The organism is Microbacterium sp. NPDC091382 (genome assembly GCF_044757025.1).
Lineage (GTDB): Bacteria > Actinomycetota > Actinomycetes > Actinomycetales > Microbacteriaceae > Microbacterium.
On sequence record NZ_JBIVUD010000001.1, the window covers coordinates 577,168 to 594,107 of the forward strand.

A 16,940-nucleotide genomic window follows, 5' to 3' on the forward strand; every position below is an offset into this window, starting at 1 on the left:
CGGTGAGTCTCGGGGGAGGCCCACCGCGGGCATGATGGTCCGTATGGATGCGCGCGAAGCAGCGGTCGCGCCGGTCGTGGACGTGACCGGCGCGACCGTTCGCTTCGGCGCCGAGACGGTGCTCGACGCAGTCGACTTCCGGCTGCTCCCGGGCGAGGTCCACTCGCTCATGGGCGAGAACGGCGCCGGCAAGTCGACGCTCATCAAGGCGATCACGGGAGCGCTCCGGCCGGATGCCGGCACGATCCGCGTCGGCGGCGAGGTGGTGCATTTCGCCTCGCCGGCCGATGCCCTCGCCGCCGGGATCAGCGCGGTCTACCAGGAGATCGACCTGCTCCCGAACCTCTCCGTCGGCGAGAACGTGCTGCTGGGACGGGAGAGCCGCCGCTTCGGTGCGATCGACTGGCGCGAGACCCACCGTCGCGCGGCCGAGATCCTCGAGGGGCTCGGGCTCGACATCGACCCGCGGACCCGGCTATCACGGCATTCGCTCGCGGTGCAGCAGCTCGTCGCCATCGCGCGCGCCATCTCGGTCGACGCGCGCGTCGTCGTGCTCGACGAGCCGACCTCGAGCCTCGACCTCGACGAGGTCGCCGAGCTCTTCCGGGTCATCCGCGAACTCACCTCCCGCGGCGTCGCCGTGCTGTTCGTCTCGCACTTCCTCGACCAGGTCTACGAGATCTGCGACCGCATCACGGTCCTCCGCGGCGGACGGCTCATCGGCGAGTACGTCCCGGCCGAGCTCCTGCGCATCGACCTCGTCGAGAAGATGCTCGGTCGCGGCGCCGACGAGATGGACGTCCACCAGAGAGAGGATGCCGCGGCATCCGTCCCCGTCGCGCTCGCCGGACGGGGACTCGCCTCGGGCACGGGCCTCACCGACGCCACCCTGACGATCGGCGAGGGCGAGGTCGTCGGACTCGCGGGGCTGCTCGGTTCGGGTCGGAGCGAACTGGCCCGCGCCCTCACGGGTGTGGATCGACCGGATGCCGGTGTCCTCGAGGTGCGCGGTGCCTCCGCCCACCTGCCGACCCCGCGTCGGGCGATCGGCCAGGGCATCGTCTATTCGTCCGAGAACCGCCGCACCGAGGGCATCATCGGCGAGCTCAGCGTGCAGGACAACATCACGCTCGCACTGCAGGCGGACCGCGGCATCCTGCACCGGCTGGGCAATGCGCGCCGACGTGAACTGGCGATGAGCTGGATTGAGGCGCTCGACATCCGGCCCGCCGACCCCGACCGCCCCGCCGGGACGCTGTCGGGCGGCAACCAGCAGAAGGTGCTGCTCGCGCGGCTGCTCGCCCTGTCGCCGCGGGTTCTGGTGCTCGACGAGCCGACGCGCGGCATCGACGTCGGCGCGAAGGTCGAGATCCAGCGGCTCGTCGCCGACCTCGCCGACAACGGGCTGTCGGTGCTGTTCATCTCGGCGGAGCTCGAAGAGGTGCTGCGCGTCTCGAACCGCATCGCGGTCATGCGCGCGGGGCGCCTCGTCGACACGATCCCGGCGGACTCGCTCACGGTCGACTCGCTGCTCGCGCTCGTCGCGCGCCCGGAGGACGAGTCGTGAGCGACGAGCGCGGCGCGAAGTCCGCGAACATCTTCGACGTCGCGCGCCTTGCGGGCGTCTCGCACCAGACGGTGTCGCGCGTCCTCAACGACCTGCCGAACGTGCGTCCGGCGACCCGAGCCCGCGTCGAGCAGGCGATGGCGCAGCTGCGCTACAGCCCCTCGCCCGCTGCGCGCGCGCTCGTCACCAAGCGCACCCGCACGATCGGCCTCATCACCCCCGGCACGGCCGACTTCGGCCCTACCTCGATCGCGATGCACTTCAACGTCGCGGCGCGCGTCGAGCGGTACTCGGTCGACTCGGTGACGGCCGCCGACACGGATGCCGCCGGCATCCGCTCCGTCGTCGAGGGCCTCCTTCGCCAACGCGTCGACGCCATCGTGATCGTCGTGACCGACCTCGGTGTCCTCGAGGCGGTCCGCGGGCTCGACCTCGGCGTGCCGATGGTCGCCGCCGCGGCGACGCAGCGCCGGAACCGACAGCTCGTGTCGATCGATCAGTACCGCGGTGCGCGCTCGGCGGTGCGTCATCTCGTGGAGCTCGGCCACCGCCGCATCCTCCATATCGCCGGCCCGTCCCGGAACCCGGACGCCGTCGAACGCATCCGCGGGTGGCGGGACGAGCTCGCGGCGCATCAGCTCGCGGTCGTCGAACCGGTCCACGGGGACTGGACGGCGGCCAGCGGGGCCGACATCGGCCGGCGCCTCGAGCTCGAGCCCGGTGACGCCGTGTTCGCGGGCAACGACCACATGGCGATCGGTCTGCTCTCGGCTCTCCGCGCCCGCGGATTGCGGGTTCCGGAGGATGTCGCCGTCGTCGGATTCGACGACGTGCCCGAAGCCGCCTACCTGTCGCCGCCCCTCACCACGGTCCGGCAGGACTTCCGGGCGCTCGGCGAACTCATGATGCAGAAGGTTCTTCTCGCGGTCGAGGAGCCGGACGCCCTCACCGAGGACACGCCGCTTCCGACGCACCTGATCGTGCGGGAGTCCTCCGTCGCCGTCAGGCCGTGACAGCCACGCGCGAGGACCGCGTGCGCAGTCGCCTCACCCAGACCACGAGCGCGCCGACGGCGACGAAGGCGATCGCGATCCCGATGATGTACGCCACGACTCCGCCCCAGCCGCCCACGCCGTTCGGGTTGAGGAACGGATACGGGTACCAGAACGCCACTCCGTCCGTCGGGTCGATCACGAGGGGTCCGCGCACGAGGGTGTAGCCGATCCAGATGATCGGAACAGCGAGGATCGCGAGCACCGAGCGCCACGGCAGGGCGCGGACGGTGGGCGAGAGGAGCAGGTCGAGCAGCAGGAAGAGCGGCGCGACGACGTGGAGGATCTCGTTCGCCCAGGCGACGTGGTCGTCGGAGGTCGGGTAGCCGCGCAGCAGCAGGTTGTAGACGACCCCTGTGATGAAGAGGTACGTCGTCGCGGCGGCGAGGGCGAGGGCGACGCCGGCGGGCTCGTGCGACTCGTGCGGCGGCCGCATCCAGAACCAGATGACCGCCGCGAGCAACGCCAGCACCCCGACGATGTTCGAGAGGATCGTGAAGAAGCTGAAGAAGTTCGCGATCGTCGTCGTGACGTCGCGGTCGTTCGCGATCGCGGTACGGACCGTCGTCACGAACTGGGTGACGACGGCGGACATCATGACGGCGGCCGCGATCAGTCTGAGGACCGACCACCCCGTCGGCCACGTTCGGGTACGCATGTCGGAACCCTAGCGTGCGGCGGGCGGGGTCAGGCGGTGCCTTCCCGCGAGCGCGTTTCGCGCCCCCAACGGGCCCCGGCGCGGAAGACACCCACCCCGACGGCGCTGACCGAGATGACAGCGAGGACCCCCAGCATCCCGATCGTGGGGTCCCACACCAGGAGGCGGATCAGCCAGACGATCGTCCAGACGACCGCCGCCGCTGCGAGCAGACGTGCGACCGGGCGTGCGCGTACGAGGACCGCCAGAAGGGCGAGCACCCACACCGCCCCGGCGAGGAAGCCGGTGAACTCCTCGGTCAGGACCCGGAGCCAGATGGCGTCCGAGGATCCGCCCGGGCCCACGTCGAAGAACAGGTGGAAGAAGACGAGGACGCCCGTCGTCACCGTCGCCGTCGCGCCCGCCGCAAGGCGGGCCCGGACCGGGGCGATCAGAGCGAGCAGCGCGAAGACCGTGAGCGTCACCGTCACGATCGCGCGCGGACCCGCGAACGGGTCGATCTGCGCATAGACGAACGCCGCAGCGCCGGCGACGGCCGTGAGCGCCAGGGCGACGCGGGCCGCCCTGGCCGCGCCGAAGAGCACGAGGGCGAAGGCGATGACCCAGAGGCCGGCGGGCACGAGTCCCGGGCTCGCCTGCAGGTCGAGATCCTGCCCCTCGGTGGGGAGACGCGAGTCCACGCGCGCGCTGAACCCGCCGAAGACCGCGAACGCCGCGGCGAGGGCGAACCCGGTGGCCGCGGACGCGGTGGCGAGGGCCTCGCGGGCGGGCTGCGGCATCCACCCCAGGATGCGGACCGCGAGGCCGCTCCGCATCAGCGCGATGCGCTCGCCGCGGGACGGTTCTTTCCGCCCCTGCGCCTCGGCTTCATCGAGCAGCGTGCCGAGCATGGCCTCACCGTGGCGTTCGCGCCACGAGCGCGGATAGACGCGGAGTGCGCGACGCCACGGGGTGTCGTCGATCGTGGTCACAGGGCACCTCCGAATGCAGGTCGTGCGGGCCTCAGCGCAAGGCGCCGGCGGGCTTCGGCCACCGTCACCTCTCGCCGGGCGACCTCCTCGGAGAGCAGGGCGACGCCGTCGGAGGTGAGCTCGACGTAGCGACGAACCCGACCCTGCACCCGCTCCTCGCGCGCGATGCGGATCGTTCCTTCTCTCTCGAGCCGGTCGAGGGCGGCGTAGAGGGTCGCGACCTTGAGGTGCACCCGTCCGCCGGACACACGGTCGACCTCCTCGATCAGGGCGTAGCCGTGCTTGGCGCCGTCAGCGAGAGCCGTCAGCATGAGGAACGTGGGTTCCCTCATCTCCTGTGCCATGAGACGAACATACTCTGACGGGCAGAGTATGCACCAGCCCGCCTTCGGTCCGTGTCACCAGGCCCGATAGGATGGGGTGTAACCGTCCGATAACGGGGGAGACCCATGCCAGGCATCGTGATCGTCGGAGTTCAATGGGGAGACGAGGGCAAGGGCAAAGCCACCGACCTCCTGGGTGAGCGCACCGACTGGGTGGTCAAGTTCAACGGCGGCAACAACGCCGGCCACACCGTGGTGATCGGTGACGAGAAGTACGCGCTCCACCTGCTGCCCAGCGGCATCCTGTCGCCCGGCGTCAATGCCGTCATCGGCAACGGCGTGGTCATCGACCTCGAGGTGCTCTTCGCCGAGCTCGGCGCCCTGCAGGCCCGCGGCCTCGACGTGTCGCGCCTGAAGGTCAGCGCGAACGCCCACATCATCACGCAGTACCACCGCACCCTCGACAAGGTCACCGAGCGCTTCCTCGGCAAGCGCATGATCGGCACGACCGGTCGCGGCATCGGCCCGACCTACGCCGACAAGATCAACCGCACCGGCATCCGCGTGCAGGACCTGTTCGACGAGAACATCCTGCGCCAGAAGGTCGAGGGCGCCCTCGACCAGAAGAACCACCTGCTGGTGAAGGTCTTCAACCGCCGCTCGATCACCGTCGACGAGGTCGTCGAGGACCTGCTCTCGTACGCCGAGCGCCTGCGCCCGATGGTCGCCGACACCGGTCTGCTCCTGAGCGATGCGCTCGACGCCGGTGACGTCGTCGTCTTCGAGGGCGGCCAGGCGACGATGCTCGATATCGACCACGGCACCTACCCGTTCGTGACCTCGTCGTCGGCGACGGCCGGCGGCGCCTCGACCGGTTCGGGTATCGGCCCGAACCGCCTCGACCGCATCGTCGGCATCGTGAAGGCCTACACGACACGCGTCGGCTCGGGCCCCTTCCCGACCGAGCTGTTCGACGAGAACGGCGACTTCCTGCGTTCGCGCGGTTTCGAGTTCGGGACGACGACCGGCCGTCCGCGCCGCGTCGGCTGGTACGACGCCCCGATCACGCGCTACGCGACGCGGATCAACGGCATCACCGACCTCGTGCTCACGAAGCTCGACATCCTCACCGGACTGAAGGAGATCCCCGTCTGCGTCGCGTACGACGTCGACGGACGACGCTTCGACGAGGTGCCGGTCAACCAGACCGACTTCCACCACGCGACGCCGATCCTCGAGCACTTCCCCGGCTGGGACGAGGACATCTCCACGGCACGCACCTTCGAGGATCTGCCCCAGACCGCCCAGGACTACGTGCTCGCGCTCGAGAAGATGAGCGGCACCCGTATCTCGGTGATCGGTGTCGGCCCCGCGCGCGACGCGGTGATCGTGCGCCACGACCTGCTCGACTGACCCGTGCGGTTCCTGCTCGGCGGCTACTCCGCCGACATGGGCGGTTCGGCGACGGGCATCGGACTGCTGGATGCCGGTGGTCCGGACTCGCCTCTCGCGAGCGGTCCGCTCGGGGTCGGCCGTGACGTCGTCGCGGCGGAGTCGCCGTCGTGGATCGCGCGGCATCCGTCCCGGGACGTCGTCTACGCCGCCCTCGAGGGGCGCGGCGCCGTCCGTGCCTACCGCCGCACCGGCGACACCTCGTATGCGCCTCTCGGTGCGGAGGTCGCCGTCGGCGAGAGCCCGTGCCACGTGCTCGCGCTCGACGACGCACTGATCGTGTCCTGCTACGGCGACGGCGGCGTCAGCCGGGTCGCAGTGTCCTCCGACGGCAGTCTCGGCACCACCACGCGGTGGGCGGACGTCGCTGCGGGAGCCCCGGCATCCGATCTCGCGTCCGCGGCGCGCGCGCTGCGGGCGGTCGTCGGAGACGAGTACGCGGATGTCGTGCCGTACGCGGACGACGAGCCTCAGCCCGAGGCATCGGGACGTCCCTCGCGCGCCCACCAGGCGGCATCCCTCGCCGGCGGACTCATCGCGACGACCGACACCGGACTCGACCTCGTGCGGTTCTGGCGCGGCGGACGCGAGATCCAGCGGCTCGAGCTGCCGGCGGGGACCGGGCCGCGACATCTGCGCGCGCACCCGAGCGGTCACCTCTACGTTGTCACCGAGCACTCCAACGAGGTCTTCGCGCTCGCGTCCGACGCGTCGGGGGCGTGGCGGATGGTCGGCGGTGCGCAGCTGGGCGCGTACCCGGAGGATGCCGGGGCTGAGCTCGCGATGTCGCGCGATGGTGTGTTCCTCTACGCGGGCCTGCGGGGGAGCGACACGATCGCGACGGTCAAGGTGCGCGGCGGGGGCGAGACGCTTCAGCCGGTCGCGCTCGCCGAATCCGGCACCGTCTGGCCCCGACACCACGTCGTCGCCCGTGACACGGTGCTCGTCGCAGGTCAGCATGCCGACGAGATCGTCTCGCTCGCCATCGACGAGCGGACGGGGGTCCCGGGCCGTGTGCGGCACCGGACAATAGCACCGTCACCGACGGCGCTCCTAGCCTTCCCGGCCTGATCCAGCGGCGCGGTAACGTGTCGGACCGGAGGGGTTCATGAGCGCGGGTGGACGGACGAGGGCGGCCCGGTCCAGGGGGCCGAGCCTCGAGGGGTTCACCGTGCTGATCACCACCGTCGGCCTGGTCATCGCCGGGCTGATCGCGCTCGGGTACGCCGATGCCGGCGACTTCGAGGCCGGTCCGATCGGTCGCGCCGGTGGCGAGTACGCGCTGTCGCCGTGGACGAACCCCGAACCCGTCGTCGCGGAGGAGCCCGAAGCCGACACGTACCGGGGTCCGGACGGCGCGGTGATCCGGCTGAGCGGCCTCGACGTCGACACCCCGATCGTCCTCACCCCCGCGGAGGGCGCCCGCCTCAGCGCCGTCTGGGTCACGGGTCCCGACGGCCGCATCGTCACCGAGGGCGAGGGCGGTGAGCCGCCCCGCTTCACGACCCTGTGGGATGGGCAGATCGTCGTCCTCGTCGAGCAGCCCGATGTCGAGCTGTGGATCGACGGTTCCCGTGACGAGACCTGGGAGGCGTCGCTGCGCTTCGATCGGGGTCTGCGCGCCGACGACGTCCTGACGAGCTCGCAGACCCTCATGTTCACCCACGACGGCGGTGCGACCACGGCGCGCGTGAGCGCCCGCGGAGGCGACAACCTGTCGATCCAAGCCGTCACGGCGCACGGCAGCGAACCCCGGCTCTTCGCGGATTCGCCGTTCGACCGCTCCATCGCCTGGCGCGACGCACCCCTCGTCCTCTTCTACGTCGAGTCCTGGCACGACACCTCGTGGCGGATCGAGTTCCCACCCGACGCCGCATCCACGCCGACGCCGACGGTGACGCCGTGACGGCCGCGGATGCCCGGATCCGGCGCTTCTCGACGATCACCTTCCTCGCGGGCTCGGTCGTCGCGATCGTCGTGGCGTTCATCGTCGTGCCGTTCGTGGGCGTCAACCCCGCGACGGGAGACCTGCTGCTCACCAACCCGAACGAGTACGAGTACCGCCCGTGGGCGGACCCCGGCGCGCAGGAGGTCCGCGTCGACGGCGACACGCTGATCGGCACGGCGGGCAGCGGGTACCTCGACCTCCCGGCCGGCGACGACGTCTGGGTGATCGGCCCGCTCACTCAGGGCCAGCCGAACTCCCTCAGTGTCCATCAGCAGACCGACGTCGACGTCAGTACCACCGAGGACCGGCCGACGTACATCGGCCTCGCGACCGGGTCGCGCTCGCTCACCTTCGTCGCCGGCGACCACACGAGTCGTCTCTGGTTCGCCCCGCGGCTGACGGACTGGCGTGCGACGGTCGTGCGGAAGACGCCGACGCCCATCGAGGGCAGGACGGTGTCGGGGGACGGACCCGCCCTCCTCGTCTACGACGGCGAGGCCCTCAGCGGGCGCTTCGTCTACCGGGGCGACGGCTTCTTCGGAGTCGAAGCGCTCTACCCCGGCGAGGCCGCCACCGACGTCGCGCAGGGATTCGACGACGTCGACACGAGATCGTCCTGGCCGCCGAGCGACCGGGTCGTCTTCCGTGTCGACTCGGACGACGGCTCGGGGACGTGGACGATCCGACTCGACGAACCGGCATCCGACTCACCATGACCACCACACGAAAGGGAACCGACGTGACCTTCGACGCCACGCTGGATGCGGCCTTCAAGGCCCGCCTGCCGCTGCTGTACCTCGAGACGGCCGAGGAGGTACGGGCCGTCGCCGCGATCACGGATGCCGCGCACGCCCAGCGCAACCGCCGCCGCGTGTGGACGTGGACCTCCGCCCTGGGACTCATCGACCCCGACGGCAAGGGCGTCTCGAACACGACGAACCCCGCCCGGGCGCTGCAGCACGCGGCAGGAGTGAGCGACCCGAGCGTCTTCATCTTCTGCGACCTGCACGCGTACTTCGGCAGCGAGCACCGACCCGGAGACCCTGCGATCGTGCGGACCGTCCGCGAGACGGCGCTCGAGTTCCGCCACGGCGACGTGTCGCGCACCCTCGTCGTCACCGCGCCGGTGCGCGTCATCCCGCCCGAGCTCGATGAGCTCACCCACCTGTTCGACTTCCCCCTGCCGACCGCCGCCGAGATCCGCGAGCTGCTCGACACGATGATCGCCAACAACGCCGGTGACATCCGTGTCGATGCCGACGACGCGGCGCGGGAGGCGCTCGTCCAGGCCGCCCTCGGGCTCACGATGTCCGAGGCCGAGAACGCGTTCGCGCAGGCGATGGTCAACGACGGCAGGCTCAGCGCCGCTGACATCACGATCGTCCTCCATGAGAAGCGCCAGGTCGTGCGCAAGTCCGGCGTGCTGGAGTTCGTCACCGGCGAGCTCGACCTCGATGACGTCGGCGGCCTCAACAACCTGAAGCGCTGGCTCGCGCGGCGCAACGGGTCCTGGTTGCCGAGCGCCCACGAGTACGGCCTGCCGTCGCCGAAGGGAGTGCTGATCACAGGCGTGCCCGGATGCGGGAAGTCGATGACGGCGAAGGCGACGGCGGCGTCGTGGGGCCTGCCGCTGCTGCGGCTCGACATCGGCCGGATCTTCTCGGGCCTGGTCGGCTCGAGCGAGCAGAACCTCCGCACCGCGATCGCGACCGCCGAAGCCGTTGCACCCTGCATCCTGTGGGTGGACGAGATCGAGAAGGGCTTCTCGAACACCACCGGCCAGGGCGATTCGGGGACGACGGCACGCGTGTTCGGCACCTTCCTCACGTGGATGCAGGAGAAGAAGCACCCCGTCTTCGTCGTCGCGACGGCGAACAACATCGACGCCCTGCCGCCGGAGTTCATGCGCAAGGGACGCTTCGACGAGATCTTCTTCGTCGACCTGCCCACCGCCGTCGAGCGGGAGGCGATCTGGATGCTTCAGCTCGCCGCCCACGCGACGCCGGCGAACGGGCTCGACGACATCGCCCGTGATCGCGCCGCGATCGCGGCGCTGGTCGACGCCAGTGAGAACCACTCCGGAGCCGAGATCGAGCAGGCCGTCGTGGCGGCGCTCTACGACGGATTCGGCGAGCGGAAGACCATCACGACCGACGTCGTGACACGGGTCGTCGAGCTGATGATCCCCCTCGCGGTGACCCAGGCCGAGGAGGTCCAGCGCATCCGCGCCTGGGCGGCGCAACGCGCTGTCGGGGCGACGGGGACGGAGGACCTCGATGCCCTCGACGTCGCCGGGGTCGCAGCGGAGGGCCACGCTCCGCTGGCGTCCCGCCGCGGCGGACGTACCGTGGACTACTGATCGCCGGCACGGGAACGGAGCGGACATGAAGAAGCTCGTGGTGCAGTTGCGGCCCGACGGGTCGGTCGCGGCCGAGACCTTCGGTATGACCGGGGCGGAGTGCCTCGACTACATCCAGCAGCTCGAAGCACTGCTGGACGCCGAGACGACCTCGTCGCAGTTCACCGAGGACTACACGCGCACCAGCGCGGCGGCATCCGATTCCTTCTACCAGGAGGACCGGGACCGATGAGCGTCATCCAATCGCCCGGCGTCGGAGGCGAGGCGAGCCTTCTCGGCACGACGCCTCCTCCGCGGGCCGACGCGGCGCTGCGCTGGTCGCGCTTCGTGCCCGCGACGGCCGCCGAGGGACCGGGGCTGCGCGCAGCCGTCTGGGTGCAGGGGTGCGCGGTGCGGTGCCCGGGATGCTTCAACCCCCACCTGTGGGCGGCCCGGGGCGCACGCCTCGACGACCCTGCCGAACTCGCCGCCCGCTGGATCGCGGACGCGCACGCGGCCGGCGCGGAAGGGGTGACGCTGCTCGGCGGGGAACCGTTCGATCAGGCCGGTGCGCTCGCGGTGGTCGCCGAAGCCTTCTGCGCCGCAGGTCTCGGCGTCATGACCTTCTCGGGGTACACGCTCGACCGGCTGCGGACCTGGTCGGCGGACCGGGACGACGTCGCGCGATTGCTCGCCGCGACGGACCTGCTGTGCGACGGGCCGTATCTCGCCGACCTCCCCGACACGCGACGACCGTGGATCGGTTCTCGCAACCAGTCGATCCGCGCCCTCACGCCTCGGTACGCGGCCGATGTCGAGCGCATCGTGCGCGGCGAGGGACGCGACTCGCTCGAGGTGCGCATCACGGCCGACGGTGCCGTCGCCGTCAACGGGTGGGCGACGGATGCCGCGCTCGCCGCACTGCTGGACGATCTGGGCGTGCGCGGTGACCGCGCCGCGTCCGTGGGGAAGGGAACCACCCGATGAGCATCTCGTTGATCCTTCTGCCCGCCGCGCTCGCCGCCGCAGCAGCCGTCGGCGGCACGGGGGCCCTCGGTGCGATCGCCCTCAACTCGGGCGCGAAGAACGACCCCGGTTCGGGCCAGCCCGAGGCGGTGCCGATCGCGGTGCAGACGCGGATGAAGGACCCCGACCTGCTCGCGGCGGCACTCGCCGATCTGGGCGCCACCGATGCGTCGGTCTCCGACGGTGTCCTCACCGCGACCATCGACGGCGTCGAGGTCACGATGTCGCGCACCGAGGACGGCGTCTGGGGCGCCCACCTCTCCCGCGTGGACGGACACGAGGTGACCGAGGCCGAGGCCACCGCGCTGATGACGCAGCTGGATGCCGCCTACGCCCGGCACGTGCAGCGCGCGGTCGCCGAGCGCATCCGCTCGCGCGCCGATCAGGCCGGCTTCGAGCTCGTCTCCGAGACCAGGGACGAGGACGACACGGTCACGATGGTCTTGAACGTGCGGGACTACGCGTGACCAGCTCTTCTCGCGAGGACGACGTGCCCGGCTGGGGCTGGCTGATCGGCACCAGTTCGTGGCTCCTGCTCCCCTTCGTCGGACCGTCGGTCGCGTGGCTCGGCTTCCTCGTCGTCGCGATCGTCTCCCGCCGGCGGGCGGCGTGGGTCATCGGAGCAGCCAGCGGCGTGCTCGCGCTCACGGTTCTCTTCGAGCTGTGGGGCTCTTTGACAGGCATCGTCAATGCGGTCACCCACCTGGGCGGCATCGTCGGCGCGCTCATGCTCAACCCCGGTTGGCTGCGGGCCCGGTGGGAGCGCCGGGTCGCGGGCGGGAGCGCTACGTCGTCGAGCCGGGCCTCGAGTCGGTCGTCGAAGCGGTCGTCGGACCGATCCTCGAGTCGGGACTTGCGGGCCTCGAACAGCGGTTCGCGCCGCACCCGCTCTGCGACGAAGGTCGCACAGCTGCCCGAGCCCGTGCCCATCGCGGATGCTCTGGGTGCCACCTCCTCGGACCTCCTGCAGACGACGGATGCCGCCGAGCCGATCGACGTGCAGACCGCGACCGCGGACGAACTCGCCGACCTGCCCGGTCTCAACAGGACCACGGCTCGTCGCGCCGTGAAGGTCCGCACCAAGAACGGCGGCTTCGTCTCGGTCGAGGACTTCGGCGAGGCCGCAGGCCTTCAGCCGCACGAGATCGTCCGCCTGCGCTCGGCGGCGACGTGCTCGCCGCGGCCGCGGGGCGAGCGACGCTTCGGGCGTCGTGTGGATCTCTGACGGATTTGCGGTCGACGCCGTTTCCAACGTTGCAATCGGCCGAGCTCGCAGCCAGGATCGTGGCATGGCCGCCTCTTCGCTCGAGCCGCTCGACCCGGCATCCCTTCCCCCTCGCGTCGATGTGAGCGACAACTCCGCGGCCCTCGCTGCTGTGCGGGCGGTCGTCGACGCGGGGCCGTACGACCCGACCTGGGAATCGCTGCGTGCATACGAGGCGCCGCTCTGGTACCGCGATGCGAAGTTCGGGATCTTCATCCACTGGGGCATCCCCTCGGTACCGGCGCAGGGGGAGTGGTACTCGCGGACGATGTACCTCGAAGCCGATCGGGCGTTCGAGCACCACCGCCGCACGTACGGACCGCACGACGAGTTCGGCTACAAGGACTTCATCCCGTCGTTCACGATGGACCGCTTCGACCCGGCTGAGTGGGCCGAGGTCTTCCGCCGTGCGGGAGCGCAGTTCGTCGTCCCGGTCGCCGAGCACCACGACGGCTTCGCGATGTACGACACCGCCCGTTCGCGATGGAGCGCCGCGCAGATGGGGCCGCGGCGGGATGTCTTCGGCGAGCTGATGACCGCCGTCGACGACGCCTGGATGGTGCGGGGTGCGTCGTCGCATCGAGCAGAGCACTGGTTCTTCATGAACGGTGGGATGCGGTTCGACTCCGACGTCCGCGACGCGCGCTTCTTCGACCTGTACGGTCCGGCGCAACGCGAGGAGACCGCGCCGAACGAGCTGTTCCTCGAGGACTGGCTGCTGCGGACCGTCGAGATCATCGACGCGTACCGGCCGCAGGTGCTGTGGTTCGACTGGTGGCTCGAGCAGCCGGCGTTCGAGCCGTACATCCGCCTGCTCGCGGCGTATTACTACAACCGCGCCGCGGAATGGGGCCGCGGCGTCGTCATCAACTACAAGTGGACGGCGTTCGCCGAGGGGAGCGCGGTCTACGACATCGAACGCGGGGCGATGCCCGGCATCCGTCCCGATGTCTGGCAGAACGACAGCTCGGTCGGCAAGACGTCGTGGGGCTGGATCGAGGACCACGACTACAAGAGCCTCGACGACCTCGTCGGCGAACTCGTCGACGTCGTCGCGAAGAACGGCAACCTGCTGCTCAACATCGGCCCCAGAGCAGACGGCACGATCGCGCCCGCCGAGCGGGAGCTGCTCGAGGGGATCGGCGACTGGCTCACGGTCAACGGCGAGGCGATCTTCGGCTCGCGGCCGTGGCTCATCCCGGGGGAGGGGCCCACCGAGGTCGTCGCCGGGTCGATGATCGACGACGCGTTCGCGCCGTACACATCGGAGGACGTCCGCTTCACGACGCGCACCGACGTCACCGGCGACTACGTCTACGCGATCGTGCTGCGCTGGCCCGAGGACGGCGTCGCACGCATCCGATCGTGGGGCCGGGGGAGCGGGCTCCTCGAGCGCGGCATCGCGGAGCTGACGGTCCTCGGCCACGGGTCCGCCGAGTGGACGCAGGATGCCGATGCCCTCCGCGTCACGCTGCCCGAGACCCCGCCGTCCGCCGTCGGCGTCGTCGTGAAGCTCTTCCTCGAACCCGTGGACGAGCCCGCGCGCAAGGACTTCCTGCACGGCTGAGCCCCATCATCAACCGCGATACGCTCGTCGCCGGAGGAATCATGACCGACCCGAACGTCCAGTTGCAGACCCTGCGATCCAGCATCGACAACATCGACGCCGCGCTCGTCTTCATGCTCGCCGAGCGCTTCCGCTGCACGAAGCAGGTCGGCGTCCTCAAGGCGGAGCACGGGATGCCGGCATCCGATCCCTCCCGCGAGGAGCAGCAGACCGCGCGGCTGCGTCGCCTCGCCCTCGAGGCCGACCTCGACCCGGAGTTCGCCGAGAAGTGGTTCAACTTCGTCGTCGCCGAGGTCATCCGTCACCACACCGAGGCCGCCGAGGAGCGCTGAGTCCCGGCCCGCCGGGTCGAGGTGCGGGCTGCTCGCTGCGCGGCGCCGGGATGCTGCGACCCCGTGCGGCCCGGTCAGCCGTTCGAACACGTCGCCGTCTCTCTCAAGATCATCTCTCGCGGCGTCACGGGCCCCCGGTAGCTGAGTCCCGTCATGTCCGGCGTCAGCGGATGCAATAGTCCGGCGGCGACACGCCGGTGATCGGACGGATGCCGCGGCGCGCCGCGCGGCATCCGTTGCATCGCGTGACACCGACCCGCGTCCTCTTCCACAGCGCTCGGCGACAGCGCGCCCGACGAAGCCTCCCGACGCGCAGTGCGGGCGACGTTGTCGTCGTAACCGGCGCGCGGTGTGAGATTGTAACGACGTGAGCGCACGTCGAGGACAGACCCGGCTCGACCTCGCACCCGGGCGGGGCCGCATCCTTCCCGCACGGCTCACACCCGGGCGGGCCATCACCTTGGCTTTCGGAGGCGTCCTCGCGCTGGGAACCTTCCTGCTCAGTCTTCCCATCGCCGTCCAGGGCAAGTCGGCGACGCTCATCGAGGCCCTGTTCACCGCGACCAGCGCCCTCTGCGTCACCGGGCACGTCGTGGTGGACACGCCGGTGTTCTGGTCTCCGTTCGGTCAGGTCGTGATTCTCGCCCTCATCCAGATCGGCGGGTTCGGGGTGATGTCGCTCGCGACGCTGCTCGGTCTGCTCGTCGCGCGCCGGCTGGGTCTGCGCACACGCCTGACGGCGGTGAGCGAGACCCACACGGTCGCGGTGGGCGACGTCCGGCGCGTCCTCACCGGCGTCGCCCTCATCACGCTGATCACCCAGACCCTCGTGGCGACCGTGCTCGCCCTGCGATTCTGGCTGGGCTACGGCGAAGACGGACCCCGCGCGGTCTGGCTGGGCGTCTTCCACGCCGTCTCGAGCTTCAACAACGCCGGCTTCGCCCTTTTCAGCGACAACCTCATGTCGTTCGTCGCCGACCCGTGGATATGCCTGCCGATCTGCCTCGCCATCATCCTCGGCGGACTCGGGTTTCCCGTCATCATGGAACTGCGTCGCCGCATCCTCCTCCCGCGTCGGTGGACCCTCAACACGATGACGGTGATCGTCGGCTCCGCTGTCCTGCTGGTGTTCGGGGCCGTCTCCCTCACCGCGCTCGAATGGGACAACCCGGGAACGCTCGGACCGCTCTCGCCCGGCGGTCGCCTCCTCGCCGGCTTCACGATGTCGGTCATGCCGCGCACTGCCGGCTTCAACTCGATCGACGTCTCCCAGATGCATTCCGAGAGCTGGTTCGTCACCGACATCCTCATGTTCATCGGCGGCGGCCCGGCGGGCACGGCGGGCGGCCTGAAGATCACGACCTTCGCGGTCCTCTTCTTCATCATCGTGGCGGAGCTGCGGGGCGATACCGCGGTCAACATGTTCAACAAGCGACTGCCCCGCTCGACGCACCGAGAGGCCCTCACCGTGGCGCTCCTGTCGGTCGCCCTGGTCGTGGGGTCGACGCTCGCGATCATGCTCATGACCTCGTTCAGCTTCGAACGAGTGCTGTTCGAAGTGATCTCCGCGTTCGGGACGGTCGGACTGTCGACCGGCATCACCGCCGACCTCGGGGTCGGGGGTCAACTGATCCTCATCCTGCTGATGTTCATCGGCCGCCTGGGACCCGTCCTGCTCGGGTCCGCGCTGGCCCTCACCACGGAGAAACGCATGTACGAACTGCCGAAGGAGCGTCCGATCATTGGATAACCCGACCCACTTGTTCACCCGGCGCCGCGGGCGCGACGCGTCGGCGGCCTCGGTCGCCGTCATCGGCCTGGGACGCTTCGGCAACGCTCTGGCGACCGAGCTCGCGCGCTCCGGCACCGAAGTCCTCGGCATCGACACGGACGAGGACATCGTCCAGTCCCTCAACGGCGTGCTGACGCATGTCGTGCGAGCCGACTCAACCAAACAGGCCGCCCTCGAACAGCTCGGCGTCGTTGAGTTCGACCGCGTCGTCGTCGGCATCGGCACCGACATCCAAGCCAGCATCCTCACGACCTCTTTGCTGAAGCGGATGGGGGTGCGTTCCATCTGGGCGAAGGCGATCAGCGAGCAGCACGGGCTCATCCTGGAGCAGCTCGGCATCGAACACGTGATCTTCCCCGAGGCCGACATGGGTCGCCGGATCGCCCATCTGGTGCGCGGCGCCATGCTCGACTACGTCGAGTTCGACCGCGACCTGGTCGTCGCGAAGACCGTCGCACCCGGCGAGATGGTCGGGCTGACTCTCGAGCAGGCCGCCGTCCGTCGCCGCTACGGTGTCACGGTCGTCAAGATCAAGGGCGCGGACGGCGAGTGGCACGCCGCGGGGGCTTCCTCCGTGGTCGGTCGCGGCGATCTGCTGATCGTGATCGGGCCGGTCGAGAAGACGGAGCGCTTCGCCGCCCTCTCGTGAG

The 16,940-nt window shown here is 70.3% G+C and carries 18 protein-coding genes; 15 read left to right on the top strand and 3 right to left on the bottom strand.

Features of this window, described 5'->3' with window-relative positions; all coding sequences use genetic code 11:
- Nucleotides 1–43: 43 nt before the first annotated feature.
- On the top strand, nucleotides 44–1,567 hold the full coding sequence (locus ACIQLK_RS02865; protein ID WP_400362789.1) for a sugar ABC transporter ATP-binding protein: 1,524 nt from the start codon (nucleotides 44–46) through the stop codon (nucleotides 1,565–1,567).
- The gene (locus ACIQLK_RS02870; RefSeq protein ID WP_400362791.1) at nucleotides 1,564–2,580 is read left to right on the top strand and encodes a LacI family DNA-binding transcriptional regulator; all 1,017 of its coding nucleotides are present in this window, start codon (nucleotides 1,564–1,566) and stop codon (nucleotides 2,578–2,580) included. The genes ACIQLK_RS02865 and ACIQLK_RS02870 overlap by 4 nt, the downstream gene beginning before the upstream one ends.
- Here ACIQLK_RS02870 and ACIQLK_RS02875 read toward each other — a convergent pair.
- From ACIQLK_RS02875 to ACIQLK_RS02885, 3 genes are read right to left on the bottom strand one after another with little or no spacing between them, the layout of a single operon-like run.
- Nucleotides 2,570–3,277, bottom strand: coding sequence for a Pr6Pr family membrane protein (locus ACIQLK_RS02875; RefSeq protein ID WP_400362792.1), 708 nt, complete (start codon nucleotides 3,275–3,277; stop codon nucleotides 2,570–2,572). The two genes, ACIQLK_RS02870 and ACIQLK_RS02875, sit on opposite strands and share 11 nt — an antisense overlap.
- 29 nt (nucleotides 3,278–3,306) lie before the next feature.
- Nucleotides 3,307–4,248: a hypothetical protein gene (locus tag ACIQLK_RS02880; RefSeq protein WP_400362794.1), complete on the bottom strand. Its 942-nt coding sequence runs from the start codon at nucleotides 4,246–4,248 to the stop codon at nucleotides 3,307–3,309.
- A complete protein-coding gene (locus ACIQLK_RS02885) occupies nucleotides 4,245–4,592 on the bottom strand; it encodes a PadR family transcriptional regulator (protein WP_400362795.1) in 348 nt (115 codons plus the stop codon). The genes ACIQLK_RS02880 and ACIQLK_RS02885 overlap by 4 nt, the downstream gene beginning before the upstream one ends.
- Before the next feature lie 105 nt (nucleotides 4,593–4,697).
- On the opposite strand from ACIQLK_RS02885, the gene ACIQLK_RS02890 reads away from it, so the two are divergent.
- From ACIQLK_RS02890 to ACIQLK_RS02950, 13 genes are all read left to right on the top strand, one after another.
- Nucleotides 4,698–5,984 carry an adenylosuccinate synthase gene (locus ACIQLK_RS02890; protein ID WP_400362797.1) on the top strand — a complete coding sequence of 429 codons (1,287 nt, stop codon included), beginning with the start codon at nucleotides 4,698–4,700 and terminating at the stop codon, nucleotides 5,982–5,984.
- 3 nt (nucleotides 5,985–5,987) lie between these two features.
- Nucleotides 5,988–7,094 (top strand): lactonase family protein, encoded by a 1,107-nt coding sequence (locus tag ACIQLK_RS02895; protein WP_400362798.1) that lies wholly within the window; start codon nucleotides 5,988–5,990, stop codon nucleotides 7,092–7,094.
- Nucleotides 7,095–7,194: 100 nt separating this feature from the next.
- Nucleotides 7,195–7,929 (top strand): hypothetical protein, encoded by a 735-nt coding sequence (locus tag ACIQLK_RS02900; RefSeq protein WP_400362800.1) that lies wholly within the window; start codon nucleotides 7,195–7,197, stop codon nucleotides 7,927–7,929.
- Complete coding sequence (locus tag ACIQLK_RS02905) at nucleotides 7,869–8,687, top strand: hypothetical protein (protein WP_400362802.1); 819 nt, start codon at nucleotides 7,869–7,871, stop codon at nucleotides 8,685–8,687. Before ACIQLK_RS02900 ends, ACIQLK_RS02905 begins: the two co-directional genes overlap by 61 nt.
- A complete protein-coding gene (locus tag ACIQLK_RS02910) occupies nucleotides 8,684–10,330 on the top strand; it encodes an AAA family ATPase (RefSeq protein WP_400362804.1) in 1,647 nt (548 codons plus the stop codon). The genes ACIQLK_RS02905 and ACIQLK_RS02910 overlap by 4 nt, the downstream gene beginning before the upstream one ends.
- Before the next feature lie 25 nt (nucleotides 10,331–10,355).
- Nucleotides 10,356–10,562 carry a DUF2997 domain-containing protein gene (locus ACIQLK_RS02915; RefSeq protein WP_400362805.1) on the top strand — a complete coding sequence of 69 codons (207 nt, stop codon included), beginning with the start codon at nucleotides 10,356–10,358 and terminating at the stop codon, nucleotides 10,560–10,562.
- Nucleotides 10,559–11,296, top strand: a complete 738-nt coding sequence (locus tag ACIQLK_RS02920; RefSeq protein ID WP_400362806.1) for a 4Fe-4S single cluster domain-containing protein — start codon at nucleotides 10,559–10,561, stop codon at nucleotides 11,294–11,296. Before ACIQLK_RS02915 ends, ACIQLK_RS02920 begins: the two co-directional genes overlap by 4 nt.
- Nucleotides 11,293–11,802, top strand: a complete 510-nt coding sequence (locus tag ACIQLK_RS02925) for a hypothetical protein (RefSeq protein ID WP_400362807.1) — start codon at nucleotides 11,293–11,295, stop codon at nucleotides 11,800–11,802. Before ACIQLK_RS02920 ends, ACIQLK_RS02925 begins: the two co-directional genes overlap by 4 nt.
- Nucleotides 11,799–12,560, top strand: coding sequence for a ComEA family DNA-binding protein (locus ACIQLK_RS02930; RefSeq protein WP_400362808.1), 762 nt, complete (start codon nucleotides 11,799–11,801; stop codon nucleotides 12,558–12,560). Before ACIQLK_RS02925 ends, ACIQLK_RS02930 begins: the two co-directional genes overlap by 4 nt.
- A 64-nt stretch (nucleotides 12,561–12,624) precedes the next feature.
- Nucleotides 12,625–14,166 (top strand): alpha-L-fucosidase, encoded by a 1,542-nt coding sequence (locus ACIQLK_RS02935; RefSeq protein ID WP_400362809.1) that lies wholly within the window; start codon nucleotides 12,625–12,627, stop codon nucleotides 14,164–14,166.
- 41 nt (nucleotides 14,167–14,207) lie between these two features.
- Nucleotides 14,208–14,498 carry a chorismate mutase gene (locus ACIQLK_RS02940; protein ID WP_065572319.1) on the top strand — a complete coding sequence of 97 codons (291 nt, stop codon included), beginning with the start codon at nucleotides 14,208–14,210 and terminating at the stop codon, nucleotides 14,496–14,498.
- A 367-nt stretch (nucleotides 14,499–14,865) separates the two neighbouring features.
- Nucleotides 14,866–16,248, top strand: a complete 1,383-nt coding sequence (locus tag ACIQLK_RS02945; RefSeq protein ID WP_400362810.1) for a TrkH family potassium uptake protein — start codon at nucleotides 14,866–14,868, stop codon at nucleotides 16,246–16,248.
- Nucleotides 16,241–16,939, top strand: a complete 699-nt coding sequence (locus ACIQLK_RS02950; RefSeq protein ID WP_400362811.1) for a potassium channel family protein — start codon at nucleotides 16,241–16,243, stop codon at nucleotides 16,937–16,939. Before ACIQLK_RS02945 ends, ACIQLK_RS02950 begins: the two co-directional genes overlap by 8 nt.
- The last annotated feature ends 1 nt before the right edge of the window (nucleotide 16,940 follow it).